At 72.8% G+C, this 24,179-nt stretch carries 17 protein-coding genes; 13 read left to right on the forward strand and 4 right to left on the reverse strand.

Features of this window, described 5'->3' with window-relative positions; translation table 11 throughout:
* Positions 1-84 precede the first annotated feature (84 nt).
* Positions 85-1,035, forward strand: a complete 951-nt coding sequence (locus ASC56_RS01115; RefSeq protein WP_055489202.1) for a TauD/TfdA family dioxygenase — start codon at positions 85-87, stop codon at positions 1,033-1,035.
* An 81-nt stretch (positions 1,036-1,116) separates the two neighbouring features.
* Here the strand turns inward: ASC56_RS01115 and ASC56_RS01120 are convergent, their stop codons facing one another.
* The gene (locus ASC56_RS01120) at positions 1,117-1,482 is read right to left on the reverse strand and encodes a cupin domain-containing protein (protein WP_055489203.1); all 366 of its coding nucleotides are present in this window, start codon (positions 1,480-1,482) and stop codon (positions 1,117-1,119) included.
* A gap of 350 nt (positions 1,483-1,832) precedes the next feature.
* On the opposite strand from ASC56_RS01120, the gene ASC56_RS01125 reads away from it, so the two are divergent.
* The 4 genes from ASC56_RS01125 to ASC56_RS01140 all read left to right on the forward strand — a co-directional run bounded on the left by ASC56_RS01125 (position 1,833) and on the right by ASC56_RS01140 (position 8,702).
* Positions 1,833-3,707 carry a long-chain fatty acid--CoA ligase gene (locus ASC56_RS01125; RefSeq protein ID WP_107309166.1) on the forward strand — a complete coding sequence of 625 codons (1,875 nt, stop codon included), beginning with the start codon at positions 1,833-1,835 and terminating at the stop codon, positions 3,705-3,707.
* 238 nt (positions 3,708-3,945) lie between these two features.
* The gene (locus tag ASC56_RS01130; RefSeq protein WP_055489204.1) at positions 3,946-6,495 is read left to right on the forward strand and encodes a SpoIIE family protein phosphatase; all 2,550 of its coding nucleotides are present in this window, start codon (positions 3,946-3,948) and stop codon (positions 6,493-6,495) included.
* Between the two features lie 88 nt (positions 6,496-6,583).
* Positions 6,584-7,885 carry a DUF4032 domain-containing protein gene (locus ASC56_RS01135; RefSeq protein WP_079102213.1) on the forward strand — a complete coding sequence of 434 codons (1,302 nt, stop codon included), beginning with the start codon at positions 6,584-6,586 and terminating at the stop codon, positions 7,883-7,885.
* Between the two features lie 61 nt (positions 7,886-7,946).
* Positions 7,947-8,702, forward strand: a complete 756-nt coding sequence (locus ASC56_RS01140; RefSeq protein ID WP_055489205.1) for a dienelactone hydrolase family protein — start codon at positions 7,947-7,949, stop codon at positions 8,700-8,702.
* Positions 8,703-8,823: 121 nt separating this feature from the next.
* Here the strand turns inward: ASC56_RS01140 and ASC56_RS01145 are convergent, their stop codons facing one another.
* A complete protein-coding gene (locus ASC56_RS01145; RefSeq protein WP_055489206.1) occupies positions 8,824-9,693 on the reverse strand; it encodes a universal stress protein in 870 nt (289 codons plus the stop codon).
* Positions 9,694-9,820: 127 nt separating this feature from the next.
* On the opposite strand from ASC56_RS01145, the gene ASC56_RS01150 reads away from it, so the two are divergent.
* From ASC56_RS01150 to ASC56_RS01170, 5 genes are read left to right on the forward strand one after another with little or no spacing between them, the layout of a single operon-like run.
* Positions 9,821-11,500: an FAD-dependent oxidoreductase gene (locus ASC56_RS01150; RefSeq protein ID WP_055489207.1), complete on the forward strand. Its 1,680-nt coding sequence runs from the start codon at positions 9,821-9,823 to the stop codon at positions 11,498-11,500.
* A gap of 22 nt (positions 11,501-11,522) precedes the next feature.
* Positions 11,523-13,040 (forward strand): ATP-binding protein, encoded by a 1,518-nt coding sequence (locus ASC56_RS01155; protein ID WP_079102214.1) that lies wholly within the window; start codon positions 11,523-11,525, stop codon positions 13,038-13,040.
* On the forward strand, positions 13,037-13,387 hold the full coding sequence (locus tag ASC56_RS01160; RefSeq protein ID WP_055489209.1) for a UBP-type zinc finger domain-containing protein: 351 nt from the start codon (positions 13,037-13,039) through the stop codon (positions 13,385-13,387). Before ASC56_RS01155 ends, ASC56_RS01160 begins: the two co-directional genes overlap by 4 nt.
* Positions 13,388-13,445: 58 nt before the next feature.
* Complete coding sequence (locus tag ASC56_RS01165; RefSeq protein ID WP_055489210.1) at positions 13,446-14,405, forward strand: threonine/serine dehydratase; 960 nt, start codon at positions 13,446-13,448, stop codon at positions 14,403-14,405.
* Between the two features lie 27 nt (positions 14,406-14,432).
* Positions 14,433-15,248: a PP2C family serine/threonine-protein phosphatase gene (locus ASC56_RS01170; protein WP_234376807.1), complete on the forward strand. Its 816-nt coding sequence runs from the start codon at positions 14,433-14,435 to the stop codon at positions 15,246-15,248.
* Here the strand turns inward: ASC56_RS01170 and ASC56_RS01175 are convergent.
* Positions 15,214-16,713 carry a serine hydrolase gene (locus ASC56_RS01175; protein WP_055489211.1) on the reverse strand — a complete coding sequence of 500 codons (1,500 nt, stop codon included), beginning with the start codon at positions 16,711-16,713 and terminating at the stop codon, positions 15,214-15,216. The genes ASC56_RS01170 and ASC56_RS01175 overlap by 35 nt on opposite strands.
* Before the next feature lie 181 nt (positions 16,714-16,894).
* Here ASC56_RS01175 and ASC56_RS01180 point away from each other — a divergent pair, with 181 nt between their 5' ends.
* From ASC56_RS01180 to ASC56_RS01190, 3 genes are all read left to right on the forward strand, one after another.
* Positions 16,895-17,866: an LLM class F420-dependent oxidoreductase gene (locus ASC56_RS01180; RefSeq protein WP_055489212.1), complete on the forward strand. Its 972-nt coding sequence runs from the start codon at positions 16,895-16,897 to the stop codon at positions 17,864-17,866.
* A 54-nt stretch (positions 17,867-17,920) separates the two neighbouring features.
* The gene (locus ASC56_RS01185) at positions 17,921-19,165 is read left to right on the forward strand and encodes a 4-hydroxybenzoate 3-monooxygenase (RefSeq protein WP_055489213.1); all 1,245 of its coding nucleotides are present in this window, start codon (positions 17,921-17,923) and stop codon (positions 19,163-19,165) included.
* A gap of 174 nt (positions 19,166-19,339) precedes the next feature.
* Positions 19,340-20,953 (forward strand): serine/threonine protein kinase, encoded by a 1,614-nt coding sequence (locus ASC56_RS01190; RefSeq protein WP_371330016.1) that lies wholly within the window; start codon positions 19,340-19,342, stop codon positions 20,951-20,953.
* A 35-nt stretch (positions 20,954-20,988) separates the two neighbouring features.
* On the opposite strand, the gene ASC56_RS01195 is transcribed toward ASC56_RS01190, so the two are convergent.
* Entirely contained in the window at positions 20,989-24,177 is a 3,189-nt protein-coding gene (locus ASC56_RS01195; RefSeq protein WP_055489215.1) for an amidohydrolase family protein, read from the reverse strand.
* Positions 24,178-24,179 lie beyond the last annotated feature (2 nt).

The following is a 24,179-nucleotide window of genomic DNA, read 5'->3' on the forward strand; positions in this document are numbered from 1 at the left end:
CGCGGCTTGTGTGATCTTTCGCACGGGCGACGGACGGGCGATGCTGTCCCCGCAAGGCCCGCACGCACGACGGACGGAGCCCGTATGACGACGGACAGCGTTACCGGGGTCGAGGTCAGGCCCGTGGCCGGCCACATCGGCGCCGAGATCACCGGGGTCGACCTGGCCGACGACCTGGACGACGCGGTCGTGGCCGTGATCCGGTCGGCTGTGCTGCGCTGGAAGGTGGTGTTCTTCCGGGACCAGAAGCTGGACCACGCCGCGCACATCGCGCTGGCCCGCCGGTTCGGCGACCCCGTCGTCCTGGGCAAGCGCGGCAGCGCCTCGCCGCGGGACTTCCCCGAGGTGGAGACCACGGCCGACCGGCTGGAGCTGGGCGGGCGCTACGGAATGGACCACGACGAGTGGCTGACGCGCAGGCGGCACTCCCTGCTGCGCGGCTGGCACTGCGACCACGGCGCCCGCGTCGATCCACCCGCCGCGACCATCCTGCGCGCCGAGAGCGTGCCGCCGTACGGGGGCGACACGCAGTGGTCCAATCTGGCCGCCGCCTACTCGGGCCTCTCGGGCCCTGTCCGCGCCTTCGCCGACGGACTGCGCGCCGAGCACCGGCTGGGCGTCGGCTACCAGGCGCGGCCCGGCGACGACGCCTACCTCAGGCACCTCCTGGACCACCAGACGGCGACGGAACACCCGCTCGTGCGGGTGCACCCCGAGACGGGCGAACGGGTGCTGTTCGTCAACGGCTACTACGTCGAGCAGATCCTCGGCCTCTCGCGCGCCGAGAGCGCCCACGTCCTGCAGATGCTCCTGGAGCAGGCCACGCGTCCCGAATACACGGTCCGCTTCCGCTGGGAGCCCGGCAGCGTCGCCTTCTGGGACAACCGAGCCACCATCCATCTCGCCCCCAGCGACCTCGTCACCCCCGGGCACCCCCGGATCATGCACCGGGTGATGCTCGCGGGGGACGTCCCGGTGGGCCCGGACGGGACGCCCTCGGCCCCGATCACCGGCACCGAACCCGGCCGCTGGTGACAGAGCCCTCGTACGACGGGGACGCGCCGCGCGGCTGGTGCGGCACGTCCCCGTCGTCACGAGGGGCCTCGTCCGGCCCGGCTATCCCTGGGGCCCCTTCGCGTAGTCCTGTGCCATCGGGCCCGCGAAGTCCAGGACCACCACCGGCTCGTCGCCCTCGACCCATGCGTCGTGTCCGGCCGAGCACACGAAGACATCGCCGGGCCCGGCCTCGCCCTCGGTCCCGTCGTCCATACGGATGTGCAGGCGTCCCCGGACGACGTAGCCGTTGTGGGCGAACTCGCAGCTCTCCGTGCCGGCGATCGGGGCGACGGACTCGGACCAGCGCCAGCCGGGCTCGAACGTCCCTACGGCGAAGTCAAGTCCGGTCAGGTGGACGGCGTCCAGGTGACCGCGGGGGAAATCGCGCCGCTCGTCCGGCTTGTCGGCTGCCTTCACCTCGAACATGACAGCTCCCTGCGTAGTGACCGGCTCCTACCACCCCATCGTCCGCCCGTCCACCCGGAGCCGCCATCGGAGGCGGGTGCGCCGGACCCGTACTCCCGCTCCCTGTGGGTTCCTTGTTCCGTTTCCGGCACGTCACGCGGCGGCGTGGGCTAGATTCGAGCACCGCCGATCCCGCATCCATCGGCGACGTCGCAGGACAGGAAAGGCTCGGGGAACGGCGCATGCGCGACTTCGGGAACGCCCGGGCGAGCGCCCCGGACATGGCGGGAGCGCCGGTCGTGACGGGAGGGCTCACCATGGCCGGAGGTCCCGTCATGAGCGGAAGCCCTGTCATGGCGGAGGGGCCGGTCATGACGGGAGGGCTCGCCGACAGTGTCTTCGGCGCGGCGGGCCGGGAACCCCTGCTGCCGCAGATCGCGCGTCGCGCCGACACGCCCGACGGGACCTGGACCGAGGTGACGGCGGGCGAACTGCGCGACCAGGTGGTCGATCTGGCCAGAGGGCTCATCGCCTCCGGCATCCGTCCCGGCCACCGGGTGGCCATCATGGCACGCACCCGGTACGAGTGGACGGTGCTCAGCTGCGCGCTGTGGGCGATCGGCGCGGAGGTCGTGCCGATCCATCCGACCTCCTCCCACGAGCAGGTCGAGTGGATCCTCAGGGACGCGGGCTGCGTCGCCGTGGTGGTCGAGGACGAGCGGGGGGTCATGACCGTCGGGTCGGTGTGCGCCTCGCTCCCCCAGCTGCGCCACGTCTGGCAGTTGGACACCGGCGTGCTGGACGAACTCGTGGAGCGCGGCCGTCCGGTACCGGCCGCCACCGTCGACTCGCTGCGCCGGATCGTGCTGCCCGACTCGACGGCGGTCGTCGCCTACACGTCCGGTACGACCGGACACCCCCGTGGGTGCGCGCTCAGCCACCGCAGTCTGGCCAGCCCCTGCGACACACTGCTGGCCGGCTGGAGGCACACCACCGCACCGCCGGGCCGGCAGCCGGCCATCCTCGCCTTCCTGCCCTTCTCCCATGTGTACGGGCTGATGATCCAGGGACTGTGTCTGCGCGGCGGACTGCTCATGGGCCATGAACCCGAACTGCACCCCGAGGCCCTCGCGTCCGCGCTCCTGACCTTCCGTCCCACGTTCCTGTACGCGGTCCCGTACGTCTTCGAGAAGCTGTACAAGAACGTGCTCCGCACGGCCCAGCAGACGGGGCGGGGCGCCCTGTTCGAGCGGGCCGTGCGTACGGCGCAGGACTACGCGCATGCTGTCGAGCGGCAGCGACTGGGCACCGGGCCCGGGCCCGGCTTCGACCTGCGACTGCAGCACGCCCTGTACGACAGGACCGTGTACCGCAAGGTGCGCGCCGCGCTCGGCGGCCGGGTGTGCGGTGCCGTGTCCGGTGGATCGCCGCTGAACCGTGAACTGGCCCTGTTCTACGCCGGGATCGGGATCTTGGTCCACGACGGGTACGGGCTCACCGAGACGAGCGGGGGCATCACCGCGCAGCCGGTGGGCCGGGAGAAGAGCGGTACCGTGGGGCGCCCCCTGCCGGGCATCGACCTCCGGGTGGCCGACGACGGGGAGATCCTGGTGCGCGGCCCGTCGGTCTTCCAGGGATACGTCAACGACGACCGCGCCACACACGCGGTGCTGCGCGACGGCTGGCTGGCGACGGGCGACATCGGCCACCTCGACCCCGAGGGGTATCTGTCCATCACGGGCCGCAAGAAGGACGTCATCGTCACGAGCGGAGGCACGAGCGTGGCCCCGGCGGCCCTGGAGGAGCGGCTGCGGGTGCATCCGCTCATTCACCAGGCGGTGGTCGTGGGCGACAACCGGCCCTGCGTGGGGGCCCTGCTCACCCTGGATCCCGACTTCGTGGCGCACTGGCGCGCCGTCCTGTTCACACAGGGGGACGTCCTGGGACGGGAGGCGCGGGAGGAGAACGCGCTGCGGCAGGAGGTCGCGCGGGCGGTCGCCGCGGCCAACACCACGGTGTCGCGGTCCGAGTCCATCCGGGTCTTCCGGGTCCTGGCGGAGCCGTTCGACGTCGCGAGCGGGCTGCTGACGCCGTCGATGAAGCTGCGCAGGGACGCCATCGCACGGCGGTACGCGGTGGAGATCGACGCGATGTACCAGTCCTCGTCGCGAATCCCCCGGGAGCGCAGGGCGGAGGAGTCGCCGACCTGGGACGACCCCGACGACGTGTTCCGTCGCGTGAGGTGAGGAAGCCTCACCCGGCTTCCCTCGGTCCGATCGGGGGTGTCGGTTCGCTCGCTGGGCGGACCGCGCCACCCTCACGCCCGCAATCGAACGCATGATCGATTGATCGGTTGCAGGCTGTCTCGCCGCCATGACCCCTGGGGCGTCCTCGGCCCCAGCGAGCCGTCCGGATGCGCATACGGGGCCGGGCGGCGCATTCTTGCTGTGATACCGACTGACGGCCCGGGACGAGGGCAGACCGATGCAGGGGAGCCACGCACGCGCGGACACTACACCCGGGACGCCGACCGCCGTACTGACCGGCGCCGTGGCGGACGCGATCCGTGCCGTCGGTGGCTTCGCAGGCGGTGTGTACCTGCCCTCCAGCACACCGGGGGTACTGCGTCTGGCCGTGCTCGCCGGGCTGCCGGGCCCGCTGTTCCGGCCGTGGTCGCGGCTGCACATGGACCGGCCGTTCCCCGTCGCGGACGCCTACCGGCTCGGCAGCCACGTGGTGCTCACCGACGCCACGGAGACGATGCGGCGCTACCCCCAGCTCGCGGCCGGCCTGCCGTTCCGGTTCGGCTCGGTGTACGTGCCCGTGGTGAGCGGCACGACGACGTACGGCGTCCTGACGGTGCTGCGGCCCTCGGCGCAGGACGCCACCGAGGCCCTGCCCGACCCCGCGCGGATGACGACGGTGGCGGACCGGCTGGGTGACGCCCTGAGCGCCCTGGAGCAGGGGGGTGATCCAGTGGTCTGGGACGGTCCGCCGCTGGGTGTGCGGCCCCCTGCCGTCACCCAGCCGCAGGGCCGCATCGGGCACTTCGTCTGGGACCCGGCCGACGCGACGATCACCGCCGACGACACCTTCTGGGCACTGGCCGGTGGCGTCAAGGACGACATGGCCCGGTCGCCGGAGGCGCTCGCGCAGGCCGTCGCCCCCGACGACGCGCATCTGCTGCTGTCCGCGCTGCGCGAGACGGCGGCCGGAAGCCCTCCGGCCCGACCGTTGCGGGTGCGGGCCGGGGACGGCGGACACCGGCTCCTGGAGTTCTGGACCGAGGGTCCGGCGGGCGAGGTCCACCAGGTCGGCGGGTTCGCGGTGGATCCGGGTTCCGGTCCGGCGGCGCAGGAGGCCACGGACCTCCTGCCGGACGGTGTGTTCGCGTTCGACCGGCTGGGCCTGATCACGTACGCCAACCCGCGGGCGGCCGCGCTGCTGGGCCGTTCACCGGAGGAACTGGTCGGCCGGCCCCTCTGGCAGGCCGTGCCGTGGCTGGACCGCCCGGCGTACGAGGACCATCTGCGGGCCGCACTGCTGTCGCCGGAGCCGGTGCACTTCCAGGTCGAACGTCCCACGGCGAGGTCCCACGGGGGACGGGACGGCGACTGGCTCACCCTGTCGGTGTATCCCGGCCCGGACCTGGTGACCTGCCGGGTGGTGCCGCTCGGGCACACCGCGGAGGCACCCTCGCTGGGCGAGGCGGCGGCCTCGACGGCGGGGGCGCCCAGCGCCCAGTACGCGGAGGCCCCGGCGTACCGACCCATCGTCCTCGCGATCGCGCTGAGCGAGGCCGTGACCGCGCAACAGGTGTCCGAGGTGGTGATGCGGGAGCTGCTGCCGGCGTTCGGCGGCCGCCGGCTGGCCATCTACCTGCTGCACGAGCGGCGCCTGCACCTGGCCTGGGAGACCGGGTTCCCGCCGAGGTTCCTCACGCAGTTCGAAGGGGTGGGGCTGGACGCCAAACTGCCGGGCGTGGAGACGCTCACGACCGGCCGCCCGCTGTTCTTCGAGTCGATGGACCAGCTGGAGGCCGCCTATCCGGGCATCCCGCTGGACAGCACCGAGGGCTCACGGGCCTTCCTGCCGCTGATCGCCTCGGGGCGGCCGGTCGGCTCCTGCATCCTCGGCTTCGAGCGCCCGCGCAGCTTCAGCTCCGAGGAGCGCACGGTGCTCACCTCACTGGCCGGGCTGATCGCCCAGGCCCTCGAGCGGGCACGGCGCTACGACTCCGAGGCGGCCCTCGCCCGCGGTCTGCAGGAGGCCCTGCTGCCCCATCGGCTGTCCACGCACGCCCAGGTGGAGACCGCGGGCCGCTATCTGCCCGGAACGCAGGGCATGGACGTGGGCGGCGACTGGTACGACGTCGTGGAGGCCGGCGACGGGCTGGCCCTGGTCATCGGCGATGTCCAGGGCCACGGCGTGCAGGCGGCGGCCACCATGGGGCAACTGCGCAGCGCCGTCCGGGCGTTCGCACTCGGCGACCACGCGCCGCACCAGGTGATGAGCGGTACCAACCGGCTTCTCATCGACCTCGATCCGGGCCAGTTCGCGAGTTGCTGCTACGTCCGTCTGGACCCGGTCACGGGGCACGCGCGGGCGGCGCGGGCCGGACATCCCCTGCCGCTGCTGCGCCACCCGGACGGCCGCACGGACGTCCTGGACATGCCCGGCGGCCTGGTGCTCGGGGTGGATCCGGACGCCCGCTACCCGGTGACGCATCTGCGGCTGGAACCCGGTGCCGTGCTGGCGCTGTACACCGACGGGCTGGTCGAGCGGCCGGGTGCCGACATCGACGAGGGCGTCGAGGCCCTGCGCATGGCGCTCTTCCGCGCGGGGCAGGGCGCGCGCCGCCGGGAGAACACCTCCCTGACCGAACTCGCGGACCTGCTCACGGACCGGGCGCGGCGCGCCCCCGACCGCCCGGACGACATCGCGCTGCTGCTCGCGACCCGCCGCGACCCGCCCAGCGACACGGAGCTCTCCGGGCGCCGCCCAGGACGCCGTGCCGATCGGCCCGTTCCATGATCCGGCCTGCCTGTTGACGTGGACGCCGTACGGGTGCGGTGATGCTCCTTGGCACGACGGCCGACCGTGAGGCGAGGACAGTCCATCGATGGCTCTGCAGATCAGCGCGACCAATCCGGAGCATCCCGCGCTCCTGCTCGACCTGCCCTGGCGCCTGCCCCTGGAGGAGTGGCCGGAGCGCCACCTCGTGCCGCTGCCCCGCGGTATCTCCCGGCACGTGGTGCGCTACGCGCGCGCCGGCGCAGAGGTGGTGGCGGTCAAGGAGCTCGCCGAGCGGCCCGCGGTACGGGAGTTCGAGCTGCTGCGGGACCTCGACCGGCTCGGTATCCCGGCGGTGGACCCGCTCGCGGTGGTCACCGGCCGCACGGACCGCGACGGCGAGCCCCTCGAACCGGTGCTGATCACCCGGCACTTGGGCGGCTCGATGCCGTACCGGTCGATGTTCGAGACGACGATGCGGCCCGCCACCATGCACCGGTTGATGGACGCGCTCGCCGTGCTCCTGGTGCGCCTGCATCTCGCCGGGTTCGCCTGGGGCGACTGCTCGCTGTCCAACACGCTCTTCCGGCGGGACGCGGGCGCGTACGCCGCGTATCTGGTGGACGCGGAGACCGGGGAACTGCACCCCCGGCTGAGCACCGGGCAGCGCGAGTACGACCTCGATCTGGCCCGCGTCAACATCAGCGGAGAGCTGCTCGACCTGGAGGCGTCCGGGGCGCTGCATCCGTCGGTGGACCCCATCGCGTTCGGCACGGAGATCTGCGAGCGGTACGCCCGTCTGTGGGAGGAGCTGACCCGGACGTCCGTGTACCCGGCGGGCAAGCACCACCACATCGACCGTCGTATCCGCCGGCTCAACGACCTCGGGTTCGACGTGGCGGAGATGCAGATCGCGCACTCGGCGAACGGCGACACCGTCACCTTCGTGCCGAAGGTCGTCGACGCGGGGCACCACCAGCGGCAGTTGCTGAGGCTGACCGGTCTCGACACCGAGGAGAACCAGGCCCGTCGGCTGCTGAACGACCTGGAGAGCTGGATGGCCACCCAGGACGACTACGCGCCGGGCGATCCTCTCGCCGCCCGTCCCGAGGTCCTGGCCCACCGCTGGGTGCGGGACGTGTTCCGGCCCACCGTGCGCGCCGTGCCGCGCGAGCTGCGGGGTTCGATGGACCCCGCCGAGCTCTATCACGAACTGCTCGAACACCGCTGGTACCTGTCCGAGCGCGCCCAGCACGACATCGGTCTGGACACCGCCATCGACGACTACATCACGAACATCCTGCCGAAGGTCCGGGAGACACTGCCGGATCCCAAGGAGATGGAGGGTGGGGATCCCGAGGAGATGGAAGGGCGATCCCCTGGCGGAAGCAGTCGGCCTGCGTTGCGATGATGGCGCCGAAGGCCCGGCCGGACCGCCACCGGCCGGAAGTCGAGAGGCAGGAGCACAGCACATGACCGCCATCCGTGGAACGTCCGTGGACATCCCCACCGAGGACGGCACGGCCGACGCCTACCTGGTCCACCCGGACGACCAGGTCCCGCACCCCGCGGTTCTGCTCTACATGGACGCCTTCGGGCTGCGCCCGAGCCTGAGGAAGATGGCCGACCGGCTCGCCGAGAACGGCTACACCGTCCTCGTGCCCAATGTCTTCTACCGCGACGGGCGGGCTCCCGTGGTCGAACTGCCCGACTTCATCGACACGTCCGAGCGCCCTGAGCTCTTCCAGCAGATCATGCCCCTCATCCAGTCGGTGACGCCCGAACGGGCGGAACGCGACGCCGACGCCTATCTGCGCCGGCTCGCCGAGTGCCCGCAGGCCGCCGACGGACCGGTCGGTGTCACCGGCTACTGCATGGGGGCCAGGCTGGCGTTGCGCACCGCCGGTTCGCACCCGGACCGGGTCGCCGCCGTGGCCGGGTTCCACGGCGGACGTCTGGCGACCGACACCCCGGACAGCCCGCATCTGGTGGCCGACCGCGTCACCGCCGAGGCCTACTTCGGCCACGCGGACCAGGACCCCTCGCTGCCGGCCGAGCAGATCGAGCGGCTTGAGAAGGCCCTCACGGAGGCGGGCGTCGACCACCGGTGCGAGGTCTACAGCGGCGCACCCCACGGCTTCACCCAGGAAGACACCTCCGATTACCACCCGGAGGCGGCGGAACGCCACTGGCGGGAGCTGCTGGCCCTCCTGAACCGCGCCCTGTAGGGCGCTCCTGTCGGATCTCCGTGGGACAAGGAGCGGCGTCGCGGAGATCCGTCGGAAGCGCCCTGGCTGTACTCGGCCGGCGTCCGGTGGCGACCGCGGGTCGTGCCCGGCCCGCACTTCGTCAGGCGGGCGGTACGACCGCCACGGGGCAGGGTGCGTGGTGCAGCAGCGCATCCGCCACCGAGCCGATGCGCGGACCCAGGGGCCGGGAGGTGTGGCGCCCCACCACCACGAGCTGGGCGTGCCCGGCCGCGGAGAGAAGCACCTGGCCCGCGCTGCCCATCTCCACGTGCTCGGTCACCGGCACGCCGGGGTGGCGTTCCCGCCAGGGTCGCAGCGCCTCGTCGAGCGCCTTCCGCTCGTACGGCTCCAGGCCGCCGGCCTCGTCCAGCATCCTCAGCGAACCGGGGCTGTAGGCGAACACGGGCGGCAGGCTCCAGGCCCGTACGACCCGTACGGCAGCTCCCCGGGCCGCCGCCGTCGCGAACGCGAAGCCGAGCGCGGGCGCGCTGTCGTCCGGGTCGCCGTGCCGGCCGACGACGATGTCGCGGCCCGCCGCCTCCCCCGGGGCCCGGTCGCCGGAGCGGACCACCACCACGGGCCGGGCGGACTCGGCGATCACCTGCCGGCCCACGGAGCCGAGCAGGAAGCCCACGAGCGCGCCGTGCCCGCGTGAGCCCAGCACGAGCAGTTCGGCCGCGGCCGCCTCGGCCACCAGCGTCTCGACGGGCGCGTCCTCCAGGACCTCGGCGGTCACGGCGAGCTTCGGGTGCCGCTCCGTGATCGTGCGCCGGGCCCCGTCCACGGCCTCCCGCGCCCACCCGGCCCGGGTCTCCCGGTCGGTGGCCACGCCCATGTCGTACGACTGCCACTGCCAGGCGTGCACGATCCTCAGCGGCAGACCCCGGCGCACCGCCTCGCGGCCCGCCCAGGCGGCCGCGGCGGTGCTCTCCGGTGATCCGTCCACTCCCACGGTGATCGGGCGGGTCATGCGGGTGCCTTCCTGTCGGTGTTCCGGTGATCTCACGCTGTCGGAGGATGATCACAGGTTCCGGAGCGAAACGGGACGATCGAACATACGATGGGCGGGACGCCAAGAGTTCGGGGTGGGAGACCTTATGGCACAGGCTGCCGAGGCAGCGGCACGGACCGTCATCCTGACCGTGGACGACGACCCCGGAGTGTCGCGTGCCGTCGCGCGCGATCTGCGCCGCCGGTACGGCGAGTCCTACCGCATCGTGCGCGCCGAGTCCGGTGAGAGCGCGTTGGAGGCGCTGCGCGAGTTGAAGCTGCGCGGCGACCTGGTGGCCGTCATCCTGGCCGACTACCGCATGCCGCAGATGAACGGCATCGAGTTCCTCGAACAGGCCCTGGACGTCTACCCCGGCGCACGACGGGTGCTGCTGACCGCGTACGCGGACACCAACGCGGCCATCGACGCGATCAACGTGATCGACCTCGACCACTACCTGCTCAAGCCGTGGGATCCGCCCGAGGAGAAGCTCTACCCGGTCCTGGACGATCTGCTGGAGGCATGGCGGACCTCCGACTACCGGCCGGTCCCCACCACGAAGGTGGTGGGACACCGCTGGTCGGCGCGTTCGTCGGGGGTACGGGAGTTCCTCGCCCGCAACCAGGTGCCCTACCGCTGGTACTCGGTCGACACTCCGGAGGGACAGCGGCTGCTGGCGGCGGCCGGGCAGGACGGGGAGCGGCTGCCCCTCGTCGTCACCCCGGACGGCACGCCCCTGGTCGAACCGGAGGACGCGCAACTCGCGGCGCACGTGGGGCTGGCGACGACACCGACGGCGCAGTTCTACGACCTCGTCGTGATCGGCGGCGGGCCCGCCGGGCTCGGGGCCGCCGTGTACGGGGCGTCGGAGGGGCTGCGGACCCTGCTCGTGGAGCGTTCCGCGACCGGCGGACAGGCCGGGCAGAGCTCCAGGATCGAGAACTACCTCGGCTTCCCTGACGGCGTGTCGGGCGCACAGCTGACCAACCGGGCGCGTCGGCAGGCGACGAAGTTCGGCGCGGAGATCCTCACCGCCCGGGAGGTGGCCGCGCTGGAGGTCAACGGGGCGGCGCGCACCGTGCGGTTCTCGGACGGTTCCGCGATCACCGCGCACAGCGTGATCCTGGCGACCGGTGTGTCGTACCGGCAGCTCCAGGCCCCTGGCCTCGTGGAGTTGACCGGGTGCGGGGTCTTCTACGGTTCGGCGCTGACCGAGGCGCCGGCCTGCTCCGGGTACGACGTGTACATCGTCGGCGGCGCCAACTCCGCGGGACAGGCGGCGATGTACCTGTCCAGGGGCGCCAAGTCTGTCACCCTCCTCGTGCGGGGCGAATCGCTGTCGGCGTCGATGTCGCACTATCTGATCCAGCAGATCACCGAGGCGCCCAACATCTTCGTGCGCACCCGCACCGTGGTCGAGGCGGCGCACGGCAGCGACCACCTGGAGCAGCTGACGCTGCGGGAGGTGGACAGCGGACAGACCGAACTCGTGGACGCGCAGTGGCTGTTCGTGTTCATCGGGGCGGCCCCGCTGACGGACTGGCTGGAGGGGACCGTGCTGCGGGACGAGCACGGGTTCATCGTGAGCGGCCCCGACATGACGAGCGACGGCACACCGCCCCGGGGCTGGGAGCTGGACCGGCCCCCGTACCACCTGGAGACCAACGTCCCGGGCGTGTTCGTGGCGGGCGACGCGCGGGCCGAGTCCGCCAAACGGGTCGCCTCCGCGGTGGGCGAGGGGGCCATGGCCGTGATGCTCGTTCACCGGTACCTGGAGCAGTCATGAACCGAGGGCGCGGGGAGAAGTCATGAGCGGTCGGCCGATGCCGTGCGACATGTCGGAGCTGAGCACGCTCTTCCTGTTCGAGAAGCTGGACCAGGAGCAGCTGACGCGGCTGTGCCGGGAAGGGCGGGTGGAGCTGTTCGAACCCGGCCCGGTGTACACCGAGGGCGAGCCCGCCACCTGCTTCTTCGTGCTCCTGAACGGCACGGTGGTGCTGTCGCGCCGGGTCGGCTCCGACGACGTGGAGATCTCCCGGACGTCACAGCGCGGAGTGTACGCGGGTGCCTTCCAGGCGTATCTGGGCGACCGGGCGCGGGCGGCGCAGTACAACGGCTCGATGCGGGTCACCGAACCCTCGCGGTTCTTCGTCCTGCCCGCCGATACCTTCGCCGCGGTGATGCGGGACTGGTTCCCGATGGCGGTGCATCTGCTGGAGGGTCTGTTCTTCGGCACCAAGAACACCCAGCAGGTCATCAACCAGCGGGAACGGCTGCTGGCGCTCGGCTCCCTCTCCGCGGGTCTCACCCACGAGCTCAACAACCCGGCCGCCGCGGCCGTACGCGCCACCTCGGCGCTGCGGGAGCGCGTCGCCGGCATGCGGCACAAGCTGGGCATGATCGCCGCCGGACGGTACGAGCCGGACACGCTGATGGCGCTGGTCGACATCCAGGAGCGTACGGCCGAGCAGGTCGCCAAGGCGACACCGCTGAGCCCGCTGGAGGCCTCCGACCGCGAGGACGAGGTCTCCGACTGGCTGGACGACCGCGGCATCCAGGGCGGCTGGCAGCTCGCGCCGACGTTCGTGCAGGCGGGCCTCGACACAGACTGGCTGGACCAGGTCGCGGCGGCCGTCGACGAGGACTCCTTGGAGGCCGCGATCCGCTGGCTCAACTACACGGTCGAGACCGAGCTGCTGATGAACGAGATCGAGGACTCCACCACCCGGGTCTCCACGCTCGTCAACGCGGCCAGGCAGTACTCCCAGCTCGACCGGGCGCCGTACCGGATCGCCGATGTGCACGAACTCCTCGACAGCACCCTGCTGATGCTCTCCGGGAAGATCGGTGAGCGGATCGCCGTGGTGAAGGAGTACGACCGCACCCTGCCCGGCGTGCCCGCCTACCCCGGCGAGCTCAACCAGGTGTGGACCAATCTCATCGACAACGCGGTCTCCGCCATCAACGACGCGGGCGGGGAGGGCACGCTGACCGTCCGCACCGCGCTCGACCGCGATCGGTTGCTCGTCGAGTTCCGCGACACGGGTCCGGGCATCCCGCCGGAGATCCGCAGCCGTATCTTCGACCCGTTCTTCACCACCAAGCCGGTCGGCCAGGGCACCGGGCTCGGGCTGGACATCTCCTGGCGCATCGTCGTCAACAAGCACCACGGCAGCCTGGAGGTGCACTCCGAGCCGGGCGACACACGGTTCCAGGTACGCCTGCCGCTGACCGCCGCGGAGTCCGACGAGATCGAGCAGGGCTCCGGCACACCGTCCGACTCCGCCCCACGGCGGGATCCCGAGACAGCCCCGGAGGCGTCATGACCACGGTGAACGGCATCGACCCCAGCGTTCCGCCGAGCGGCACGGGCTGTGTGGAGTGCGAGGATGCGGGCGGCTGGTGGTTCCATCTGCGGCGGTGCACGCAGTGCGGGCACATCGGCTGCTGCGACGACTCGCCCGCCAAGCACGCCACCGCCCACTTCCAGCGCACCGGGCATCCGGTGATCCGCAGTTACGAGCCGGGCGAGGGCTGGTTCTGGAACTACGCCACCTCGGAGCTGTACGAGTCCGGGCCGGAGCTCGCTCCCCCGGTCAGCCACCCCGTGGACCAGCCTGCGCCGGGGCCGGCGGGGCGGGTTCCGGCCAACTGGGCGGAGATGCTCCGCTAGCTCCGCCAGGGGGCGCTCACTGCGTGGCCGTGGAGAACTGTCAGGGAGGGGAAGGGCGTTGATCGGGATCTCGGACATTCGCGCGGCCGAGGAGCGGATCGCCGGACACGTGGTGCGCACGCCGACGGTGCAGAGCCCGGGGCTGTCCGCGCTGCTCGGTGTTCCGGTGACCGCGAAGCTGGAGCTGCTGCAGCGCACCGGGTCGTTCAAGGCGCGCGGTGCGACGGCGCGGTTGCTCGCTCTGGACGAGGCCGAGCGGGCGGCGGGTGTGGTCGCCGTCAGCGGCGGCAACCACGGGATCGCGCTCGCGGTCATGGCCGCCGCGCTGGAGGTGAAGGCGACCGTGGTGATGCCGCGGTCGGCGCCGGCGCGGTCCGTCGGGATCGTGGAGTCCACGGGCGCGTCGCTGCGGCTGACGGACGGGATGGACGAGGCGTTCGCGCTCACCGCGCGGCTGCGGGAAGAGGGGCTGACCCTGGTGCACCCCTTCGATGATCCGGTGGTGATCGCCGGCCAGGGCACCGTCGGCCTTGAACTCGCGCAGGACGCCGGCGCGTTGACCGACGTGCTGGTGAGCGTCGGGGGTGGCGGGCTGATCTCCGGCGTGGCGGCGGCGCTGCACGCCCTGCGTCCCGGTGTTCGTGTCTGGGGCGTGGAGACGGAGGGCGCCGAGGCGATGTCCCGGGCACTGGCGGCGGGCGGGCCGGTGCCGGTGGAGCTGTCGTCGATCGTGACCACGCTCAGCGCGCCGGCCGTCTCGCAGTTGACGTACGACCATGTCTCGGCCCTGGTCACCGACGTGCTCGTGGTGTCGGACGCGGAGGCGGTCCGGGGCAGCCTCGAACTGGCCGAGCACGCCAAGGTGTGGACCGAGCCCGCCGCGGGCTGTCTGCTGCCCGCTGCCCGGCGGGTGCTGGAGCGGGTCGGCGAGGGGACCCGGCTGGGTCTGGTGGTGTGCGGCGGCAATGCGAGCGTGGCGGACGTCGTGGCCTGGGCGGAGCGGTTCGGTCCCCGGTGACCGGGCGCGTGGCAGGATGCCCGTCCGATGACCGAGAACATCGAGAACATGGAGTGCGTCCGGTGCGGCGGGACGGTGACGCCGGACGGTGTGTGCTGGCACTGCGGTGCGGCGCAGCCGGCGTTCCGGGCGCATGTGGAGATCACGGCGGGCGATGACGCGGCCGGTGTGAGCGACCGGGGTCGGCGGCGGGAGGTCAACGCGGACGCCGTGGCACTGGCCGCCGGCGGGGCGTGGACGGTCGCTGTCGTCTGTGACGGGGTCTCGCTGTCACCGTGGCCGGAGCGCGCGGCACGGATCGCCGCCGAGACCGGGGCGGCGTCCCTGGTCGCCCGGCTGGTGGAGGACTGCGTGCCGGAGGTGGCGCTCCAGGAGGCCGCCGTGCGCGCGGGCCGGGCGGTCAGCGCTCTGGCGGCGTCGAAGGACGCCGCGCCCGCCTGTACGTTCGTCGCCGGTGTCGCCGGTCCGGAGGGTGTCTGGAGCGGCTGGCTCGGTGACAGCCGGGCCTACTGGCTCCCCGATGAGGGGCCTGGCCTGGCGCTGACCGAGGACGACACGGGCGAGCACGACGCCCTCACCGCGTGGCTGGGCGCCGACGCCGGACGGGTGACGGCGCAGGTGCGTGGCTACCGCCCGCTGGTGCCCGGCCGTCTGCTGCTGTGTACGGACGGCCTGTGGCGGCATCTGCCGGACGCGGCCCGGCTACGGGCCGCACTCGGGCACCGCCGACCGGACGCGCGGGCCGATGCGCGCACCCTGGTCGGCCGGGCGCTGGAGGCCGGCGGTGAGGACAACGTCACCGCCGCCGTCATCCGCGTGGTGCCGGGTCCGCCCGGGACGTGAAGGGCGCACGGTGGCGGCGCAGCGGGCCGGGGTGCAGGGGCATGGTGTGCCAGCGGGCCGTGAAGGTGCCGTCGGCCGGGGTGCAGATCACCGTGAGCCGGTGCGGTGTCTCCAGGAACAGCACGTCGACGCGCAGGGTGTCCGGGTCGGTCCAGCCACCGCTCACCGCCCTGGGGGTCGGGCCCTCGTCGACCGCCCAGCGCGAGCCGGGGAGACCCAGGGCGAGGCGGTCCTCACCCTCCACCAGCGTGACCGTCCAGGCGCCGTCCTTCTCGGCGACCTCGACCGCCGTCAGGGTCGGCTGGTCGGTGCAGCGGCCGCCCCGGGGCGTGAGGCGGGCCCCCGGCCAGGGGCCGGAGCCCGCCGCGGGAGCGGGGTGCGCGGCGACCGGTGGCAGTGCGAGGCGGTCGAGGCGATGCCGGAGGGCCTTGTCCTCGTCGGCGTGGTCGGCCGGCGGGCCCGGACGGAACGCGGGCAGGTCGGCCGGCGGGCCCGGACGGAACGCGGGCAGCAGATGGCGCCATATCTCGTCGAGCAGCTTCTGCATCTGCTCGGTCGCCGCGGTCGTCGCGATCACGGCGTCGTGCTCGGGCAGGACGACGCAGAACTGGCCGTACGCCCCGTCGCCCCGGTATCCCTGCCGCGACATCCAGAACTGGAAGCCGTAGCCGTGCTGCCAGTCCGAGGCGGCGCTCTCGGCGGTCCCGTCCGCGGTGGAGATGTGCGGGCGCGTCGCCTCCGCGACCCACGAGGACGGCAGCAGGCGCCTGCCCTCCCAGACACCGTCCTGGAGGTACAGCAGCCCGAGCCGGGCAATCGCGTCCGTGGGCGCGTGCAGTCCGCTGAAGCCGAGGTCACGGCCGCGCGGGTGCTGGATCCAGGCGACCTCGCCGATGCCGAGCGGGTCGAGGATCCTCGGCCGCAGATACTCGGTCAGCGATTGGCCGGACAGACGCTGGACGATCGCGGCCAGCGTGTAGGTCGCGGGCTGGTTGTAGGCGAAGACGGTGCCGGGGTCCCGGTCCGGCGGGATCAGCAGGAAGCCGCGCACGGGCTCCGCGCGGTCGAGCCCGAACGCCTCGACGTTGGTCTCGGTGAGGTGTCCGCTCGCCATGGACGCGACGTGCCGGACCAGCATGGCGCGGCTGCGCGGGTCGGTGATGTCCGCCTCGAACTCCGGGAAGTAGGAGATCACGGGCGCGTCCAGGTCGAGCAGCCCCTCGGCGACGGCCAGTCCCGCGGCAGTCGAGGTGAAGCTCTTGCTGAGCGAGTACAGCAGGTGGGGGCGCTCGGCGGTGTACGGCGCCCACCAGCCGGAGGCCACCAGACGGCCGTGGCGCACGATCATCAGGCTGTGCGGCTCGATGTCCGGCGCCGCCTCGACCGCGTCGAGGAACGCTTGGATTCCGCGCGCGTCCACTCCTTGTTCGGCGGGCGTGCTGACGGGCAGCGGGCGGGCGCTCATCCGGTGGGCCTCCAGAACGGTTGCGGCGCGTGATCAGGGCTGCGGCTCGCTGTCTGCGTGCGTCCGCCATCTTTCCGTTCCGGCTCCGGGCATGTCCATGAGCCCAACGGGCAGCCGTCCCCGGTCGCGACCGGATCCCGATGCCCCGTTTCCGTGCCACCCGACCGGGAACCCGCGTTTTATGGTGCAAATCGGATACACGATGATGACCGAGCAGGCGGGCCCGCGCGAACTCGTCGACCATGTGGTGCGGGCCGAGGAGGCGGGCTTCGACTTCTCCGTGACCTCGGACCACTATTTCCCGTGGCTGCGGACGCAGGGGCACTCGCCGTACGCGTGGAGCGTGCTGGGCGCGGCCGCCCAGGCCACCTCGCGCATCCCCCTGATGACGTACGTGACCTGCCCGACGGTGCGCTACCACCCGGCGGTGGTGGCCCAGAAGGCGGCGACCATGCAGTTGCTGTCGCAGGGCAGGTTCCGGCTGGGGCTGGGCTCCGGCGAGAACCTCAACGAGCACGTGGTGGGCGAGGGCTGGCCGTCCGTCGAGGTGCGGCACGAGATGCTGGAAGAGGCGATCGGCATCATCCGCGAGCTGTTCGGCGGCGGCCATGTCAGCCGACGGGGCACGTACTTCAACGTAGACTCGGCCCGGCTGTGGGACCTGCCGGACGAGCCGCCGCCGATCGGCGTCGCCGTCTCCGGCGAGCGGTCCTGCGCCCTGGCGGGCCACCTCGCCGACCTCGTCATCGCCACCGAGCCGAAGCGGGAGCTGCTCACCGCCTTCGACCGGCACGGCGGCGAAGGCAAGCCACGGGTGGGGCAGTTGCCGGTCTGCTACGACAGGGACCGGGAGGCGGCCGTGCGGCGCGCGCACGAGCAGTTCCGCTGGTTCGGCGGCGGCTGGAAGGTCAACTCCGAACTACCGCACCCGGATTCGTTCGCGTCGGCGACGCAGTACGTCAGGCCCGAGGACGTGGCCGCCTCGATTCCCTGCGGCGACGACCCGGCGGACTTCGTCGAGGCCGTACGGCCCTATGCGGAGGCGGGGTTCTCGGAGATCGCGCTGGTGCAGGTCGGCGGCGACACCCAGGCCGAGTACGTCGAGTGGTCGGCGAAGGAGCTGCTGCCGGCCCTGCGGGAGGCGCTGCGCTGACCCCAGGAGTGGTGCGTGGGTGGCGCGTTGACCGTACGCCTCCATAATGACCGGATGATCGACTCCTCCCCGGCGCCCTTCCCCGCGTCCTTTCCGGCACCCGTCCCGCCGCTCGAGCACGTCCCCGTCGTCGTTGTGGGCGCCGGCCCCGCCGGGCTGACCCTCGCCAACGTACTGCGGGACGCCGCCGTCGACTGTGTCGTCCTGGAGGCGGAGAGCAGGGAGTTCATCGAACAGCGGCCCAGAGCGGGGTTCCTCGAGGAGTGGGCGGTGCGGGCGCTGGAGCGGCACAAGCTGGCGGGACGGCTGCTGGAGCGGGCGCAGACGCACAGCGAGTGCGAGTTCCGTATCGGCGGCGAACGGCACCGGTTCGCGTATGCGGAGGTGACCGGGAAGCACCACTTCGTCTATCCGCAGCCGCTGCTCGTGACCGACCTCGTACGGGAGTACGCGGACGTCAAGGGCGGCGACATCCGGTTCGGCGCACGCGGCGTGGAGCTGCACGACGTCGACACCGAGGCGCCGTCGGTGTCGTACACCGATCCGGCCTCGGGCGAACGCCGGCGGATCGCATGCGATGTGGTCGCCGGCTGCGACGGCGCCCGCGGCGTGACCCGCGCCTCGCTGCCCCCGGAGCGAGCCCACATCGCCCGGCTCGACCACGGGGTCGGCTGGCTGGCCCTGCTCGCCGAGGCGCCGCCGTCCTCGGACTGCGTCGTCTTCGGCGTCCATCCGCGCGGTTTCGCCGCCCACATGGCCCGCGGGCCGCAGGTCACCCGCTACTACCTCGAATGCCCGCCCGGCGACGACCCGGAGAACTGGCCGGACGAACGCGTCTGGTCGGAGCTGCGCGAACGGCTGTCCGTGGCGGGCGCTCCGCCGCTGACCGAGGGTCGGCTGATGGAGAAGCGCGTACTGGACATGCACAACTACGTGGTGCAGCCCATGGCGTACGGGAGACTGTTCCTGGCGGGGGACGCGGCCCATCTGGTGGCGCCGATCGCCGCGAAGGGCATGAACCTCGCCCTGCACGACGCGCTGACACTCGCCGAGGCGCTCGTCGCGTACTACCGCACCGGCGAGACCGGCGGTCTGCGCGGCTACTCGGCGGCCTGCCTGCGGCGCGTATGGGAGTACCAGGAGTTCTCGGAGTGGTTCGCGGAGCTGCTGCACGGCCCGTCCTCGGGTGACCCGTTCCGCGCGGGCAACGCCACGGCCCGGCTGCGGCGGCTGTTCGGCTCCCCCGTCGCGGCCGCCGCGTTCGCGGAGTCGTACATCGGCTCCGGCGGAGCGATGTAACCGTCGGTAAGCTACCTGCCAGTAGATCCGGGGCCGTGTTTTCGCACGTGTGAGCGGTGGAAGCGAGCGTGAGGAAATCCGACTCGATAGAAATCCCCTTTCTTTGAACACCCACCGTCACGCCCGCCGTACATCCGGGAAACGGGAGATTCCGGTGCGCAGCGAGGGATGACGATGGACCACGGGCAGGTCTCCACACGGGAGTTGGTCGCCGGACGGTACCGGACGCTCGAAGTCGTCCACCGGGAGGAGGGGCGGACCGTCTGGCTCGGCGAGGACGTGGAGTTCGGGCGGCCGGTCTCGCTCATCGAGTCGCGGCTCGCCCCGCTGCGGCCGGAGGTCACCCCCCGCCGCACCGTCGCCCGGATCCTGCGCGAGTCGGAGGCCATGGAACTGCTGTGCCCCGGCCGGGTCGCCACCGTCCTCGACGTGGTGGGCGACAACGGTGTCCTGTGGACCGTGACGGAACGGATCGAGGGCACGCCCCTCGGGGAGATCCTGGCCCGGGGCCCCCTCAACTACGTGCGGACGGCCCGGATCGGCCTCGGGATCCTCGACGTGCTGGAAGCCGCCCACCGACGGGGCGTGACGCACGGGGATCTGAGTCCTGGTCAGGTGTTCGTGCAGGAGGGCGGCCGGGTCGTGGTGACCGGCTTCGGGCTGATCGCAACGTCCGTCACCCAGCGGGTCACCGCGCCGTCGTACGCCTCCCCCGAACAGGCCCGTGGGTCGAGCGCGGGTCCGGCGGCGGACCAGTGGACGCTGGGGGCACTGCTGTACGCGATGGTGGAGGGCCGTCCGCCGTTCAAGGACCGGGGCCCGGTCGAGGCGACGCTGCGCGCGGTCGACCGGCTGCCGCTGCGCTCCCCGTTGAACGCCGGCCCACTCGTTCCGGCCATCACGGGGCTGCTGCGCCGCGACGCGCTGGAGCGGGTGCCGGAGCCCGTGGTGCGCGCCTCGCTCACGCGCATTGTGAGCGAGGACGCCGACGAGCCCACCCAGGAGACCCTGATGCCGCGCTTCCGGGGCGCTTGGCTGGTCGCCCACCGGGCGGGGCAGGCGTGGAGCAGACCGGCCGTGCGCCGGTCGGTGCTGGTGGGCGCGGGGCTCGCGGTCGCGGCCTCGGCGGTCGCCGTACTCGTCGCGGCACTCCGCCCCGACGACGGCGGCGTGTCCGCGACCGGTCCGCAGCCGTCCCGCTCCGGCGCGCCCTCCACCTCGGCCTCCCCGTCCGGCACCGGCGCCCCCGGCGGGACCTCGCCGCCCGCGACGAGCCCGACGGCGGCTCCCTCGCGGTCCGCGTCGTCGGGGACCCCCCGGGATCCGGCCGTCTTCCACCGCTACCTGGCACCGGAGGGCTTCTCCATCGACCTGCCGCGGGGATGGGAGCGCGTCCACAGCGAGGCGGCCGGGGAAGGCACCTACCGGGTGACGTTCGGGGCGAGCGGGGACCCTCGCACGCTGACCGTCACCTACAGCGCACGCCTCGGTTCCGACCCGGTCGCGATCTGGCGCGCGCAGGAGCCGTCCCTGGAGCGGACCTACCCCGGCTACGAGAGGGTGGGCGACATCCGCGCCGTGACCTACCAGGGCTACCAGGGCGCCGACATGGTGTGGCTGTCCACGGTGGACGGCGTGCGCATGCGCACCTTCGGCCGTGGCTTCCTGATCGGCGACGACCGGGGCTGCTCCCTGCGCTGGACGACGCCTGCCGCCGACGCGAAGAGCACCGCCAACCAGCAGGCCCTGGACACGTTCCTCAGAACCTTCCGGCCGAACACGACCTGATGTGTGGACCGCGTTCCTCCCGCTGCCGGACGGGCTCAGGACCGGTGGTCGCAGCAACCGTCCCGGCGCATGAGCCGGCCCGCCTCCAGCCAGTCGCCTCCCTCGTCCGCGAGGCGCCGCCCTGCGGGCTCGAAGGCGGCCACCAGGTCGGCCGTCTCGTACGGCGTCCCGCCCCTGAGCACGGACACCGTCCGTACGAGCGTGGTGAAGTCGGTGAACGGGTCGCCGTCGACGACGGTCAGGTCGGCCAGCCTGCCCACCTCGACCGTGCCGAGGTCGCGCTCCACGCCGAACAGCCGGGCGGGCAGGACGGTCGCGGTCCGCAGAGCGGCGGCCGGGGAGAGCCCACCCTGGTGCAGCGCGCGCAGCCCCAGGTGCAGCGAGAGGCCGACGGGCACGAGGGGCTGGTCGGTACCGAGGGCGACGATCCCGCCCGCGGTGAGGACACGCCGGTAGACGTCGGTCTCGGTGCGCAGCGTGGCCAGTTGGGCCGGGGTCGGCGGCACGTGCGCCGACTGCGCGACGAGTGCCGCGTCCCACGGAGGCATCACCACCGAGACGCGCGGGTCGTCGGCGAGGGCGGGATCGGCGCCCAGCAGCGGCGCGGAGGTGAACGGGGTGGCGATGAGTCCGAACCCGACGCCACGCGCCGTGTAGATCTCCACGACGTCCTCGTACGCCCGTCCGCGCGCCGTGATCGCATGCCCGAACTCGGCTCGCTGCGTGGCCTGCAGATGGGTCGTCAGGTCCTGGCCGACCTCGACCCCGGGCGACAGCAGATGCCCACCGGTGCGCACCCCGAGACGTTCGTGGGCGAAGCGCGCCGCTTCCTTCATCACCCAACTCGGCGCTCTCACATACGTCTTGACGAAGTCCCAGTCGAGTGCGGCTCCGCGTTCCAGGGAGCGGCGCAGTCCTGCCTCGGTGCGATGGGCGCGGCCCATGCTGTAGGCGACGCGTGCACCGTCGAGGAGCTCGCCGGTGGTCAGCAGCCGGGGCCCGGCCAGCTGCCCGGCCGCGACCGCCTCACGGATACGGGCCTGTTCGTGGGCGAAACCGCCGAGGGAGACGGCCGTCGTGATGCCGTACGTGAGCTGCCCGACCGTCTGGCGGCCGCCGTAGGTGCTCTGCCAGGGGTGGGTATGGGTGTCCCACAGGCCCGGGACGACGGTCCGGTCCGAGGCGTCGATGCGCCGCAGGGCGCCGGGACGGGAGACGCGGTGCGGCTCGACGGCGGTGATGCGTCCGCCGCGGACGATGATGTCGACATCGTCACGGGTCGTCTCGCCGGTGCCGTCCCACAACCGGCCGGCGTGCACCACCGCGTCCGCGGGGGCCACCGCGGAGGCGTCGAGGGGGACGCGGACGGTACGGGGGGCGCCGCCGTCGGTGGCGACGAGGCGCAGCCGGGTGCCGGAGAGATAGAGCAGGGTCCCCGAGTCGGCGGACCAGGAGGGGTGGTCGGCCGGTTCGGTGGTGAGGATGCGCGGTTCGCCGCTGGGGGTGCCGTCGGGGGTGACCGGCAGCAGATGCAGGGCGGATTCGACGATCACCGCCATCCAGCGGCCGTCGGGCGACCAGACGGGGCCGGAGGCGTACCGGTCGGAGACGGACACGTGCGGCGCGACGGCGTGCAGCCGGTCCTTGCCGGTGGTCGTGTCGACGATCCGGATGAGGTTGTAGCCCTCGCGGAAGCGGAGGTTGAGACGGCCCCGGTCGCACAGGGCGAGGTAACGGCCGTCGGGCGACCAGCTGGGACGGCCGGGCAGCCCGCCGCCGCCGAGCGGTGTCACCAGAACGCGTTCCTCGCCGCTCGCCAGGTCGCGGACCACGAGCCGGCCGGTGAGGTCGAGGCAGGCGAGTCGCGTCCCGTCGGGCGAGAGGGCCGGGTGCACCCGGCCGCCCGTGGCGAGGGCGGTCTCCGCGCCGGTGGCGAGGTCGTGACGGTACACGCCGAGCAGGCCGTCACGGTCGTCCGCGTACACCAGAGAGCGTCCGTCGGGTGCCCAGGCGGGGCCGAGGAGATAGCGGGTGGGCGCCGAGCGCCGCAGCCGCTTCGGGCTGGCGGATCCCGAAGTACCCGCCAGCCACAGTGAGTTGAGAGCGGCGAAGGCGATCCGCCGACCGTCGGGCGACAGCGCGGGCAGATGGATGCCGCGGACCGGACGGACCCGCGCCGCACCGAGGTCGTACTCCTTCACGCGGTACCGCGGCCGGTCCACGGGCAGCGTTCCCCGGAACGCCACCGTCTTCGCCTCCCCCGGTCGCTCGGGCCGTACGAGGGTGAAGCGGCCGTCCACCGTGAGCAGAAGTTCCCCGGCCGCCGTCCAGCGCGGGGGCACCGGCGCGATGTCCCCCGCGACGGCCACGGGCTTCCCGTCGACGACGAGCGTGCACGAGCCGCCCGGCGAGGCGGTGGTGCGCAGATGGGCCAGCAGGCGGCCGTCCGGGGCCAGGGCCGGGGTCATGACCTGCGCGGCCTCGGTCTCGGTGTACTCGACGACGACCGGCCCCGGGCCGTCGGCGGGGACGGCCGCGATGGTGCGGGCCTCCAGACCCAGTCCGGCGGACGTCGTCACCGCCCTCCCGCGGACGAACAGGACGCGTCTGCCGTCGGGTGACCAGGTCGGGTCGAAGTCCTCCCAGGCACCGTCCTGCAGTGGGCCGTCCTGTCCGTGGAGCCCGGTGAGACGCGTCAGCTTCCCGGAGCGCAGTTCCAGGACGTGGATGCGGTACGGACTGCCCGTCACCGGGTCGCCGCCGCGCTCCGAGGCGAAGGCGATGCGGGTGCCGTCCGGCGACCAGGCCGGGGCCCGGTCATCCCACGGGCCGTCCGTGCGCTGCCGTAGCTCCGTGCCGTCGGCGCGCATGGTCCAGATGTGGAAGCCGCCGCCCTGGTAGGCGCAGAACGCGACGAGCGTGCCGTCCGGGGAGTGCACGGGCCGGTTCGGCTCAAGTCCCGCCGGAGTGAGCGGCCGTGCCGGGCCGCCGTCGCGGGGCACGGACCACAGCACGCTCTGAACCTCGGCGACCAGCCGGTCGCCCGCCGGGGCCAGGGTCGCGGAACCGTTCGTGGCCTCGGTGAAGGACAGGGACGGTACGGTGCGTTCGCGGGCGGCCCCCGAAGAGGCGCCCAGGGCGGTGACGGCCCCGGCGGCGCCTGCTGCGGCGAGGAGTTGACGGCGGGTCAGGCAGTGCGGGGCGGTGCGCCGGTCATGATCCATGG

It is taken from the genome of Streptomyces sp. TP-A0356 (assembly GCF_001417775.1).
Classification (GTDB): Bacteria; Actinomycetota; Actinomycetes; order Streptomycetales; family Streptomycetaceae; genus Streptomyces.

What these genes read in the sequence shown, in the direction of transcription:
- ASC56_RS01115 (WP_055489202.1), top strand. Translation starts at nt 85, where the DNA reads ATGACGACGGACAGCGTTACCGGGGTCGAGGTCAGGCCCGTGGCCGGC.
- ASC56_RS01120 (WP_055489203.1), bottom strand. Translation starts at nt 1,482, where the DNA reads ATGTTCGAGGTGAAGGCAGCCGACAAGCCGGACGAGCGGCGCGATTTC.
- ASC56_RS01125 (WP_107309166.1), top strand. Translation starts at nt 1,833, where the DNA reads ATGACGGGAGGGCTCGCCGACAGTGTCTTCGGCGCGGCGGGCCGGGAA.
- ASC56_RS01130 (WP_055489204.1), top strand. Translation starts at nt 3,946, where the DNA reads ATGCAGGGGAGCCACGCACGCGCGGACACTACACCCGGGACGCCGACC.
- ASC56_RS01135 (WP_079102213.1), top strand. Translation starts at nt 6,584, where the DNA reads ATGGCTCTGCAGATCAGCGCGACCAATCCGGAGCATCCCGCGCTCCTG.
- ASC56_RS01140 (WP_055489205.1), top strand. Translation starts at nt 7,947, where the DNA reads ATGACCGCCATCCGTGGAACGTCCGTGGACATCCCCACCGAGGACGGC.
- ASC56_RS01145 (WP_055489206.1), bottom strand. Translation starts at nt 9,693, where the DNA reads ATGACCCGCCCGATCACCGTGGGAGTGGACGGATCACCGGAGAGCACC.
- ASC56_RS01150 (WP_055489207.1), top strand. Translation starts at nt 9,821, where the DNA reads ATGGCACAGGCTGCCGAGGCAGCGGCACGGACCGTCATCCTGACCGTG.
- ASC56_RS01155 (WP_079102214.1), top strand. Translation starts at nt 11,523, where the DNA reads ATGAGCGGTCGGCCGATGCCGTGCGACATGTCGGAGCTGAGCACGCTC.
- ASC56_RS01160 (WP_055489209.1), top strand. Translation starts at nt 13,037, where the DNA reads ATGACCACGGTGAACGGCATCGACCCCAGCGTTCCGCCGAGCGGCACG.
- ASC56_RS01170 (WP_234376807.1), top strand. Translation starts at nt 14,433, where the DNA reads ATGACCGAGAACATCGAGAACATGGAGTGCGTCCGGTGCGGCGGGACG.
- ASC56_RS01175 (WP_055489211.1), bottom strand. Translation starts at nt 16,713, where the DNA reads ATGAGCGCCCGCCCGCTGCCCGTCAGCACGCCCGCCGAACAAGGAGTG.
- ASC56_RS01180 (WP_055489212.1), top strand. Translation starts at nt 16,895, where the DNA reads ATGGTGCAAATCGGATACACGATGATGACCGAGCAGGCGGGCCCGCGC.
- ASC56_RS01185 (WP_055489213.1), top strand. Translation starts at nt 17,921, where the DNA reads ATGATCGACTCCTCCCCGGCGCCCTTCCCCGCGTCCTTTCCGGCACCC.
- ASC56_RS01190 (WP_371330016.1), top strand. Translation starts at nt 19,340, where the DNA reads ATGGACCACGGGCAGGTCTCCACACGGGAGTTGGTCGCCGGACGGTAC.
- ASC56_RS01195 (WP_055489215.1), bottom strand. Translation starts at nt 24,177, where the DNA reads ATGGATCATGACCGGCGCACCGCCCCGCACTGCCTGACCCGCCGTCAA.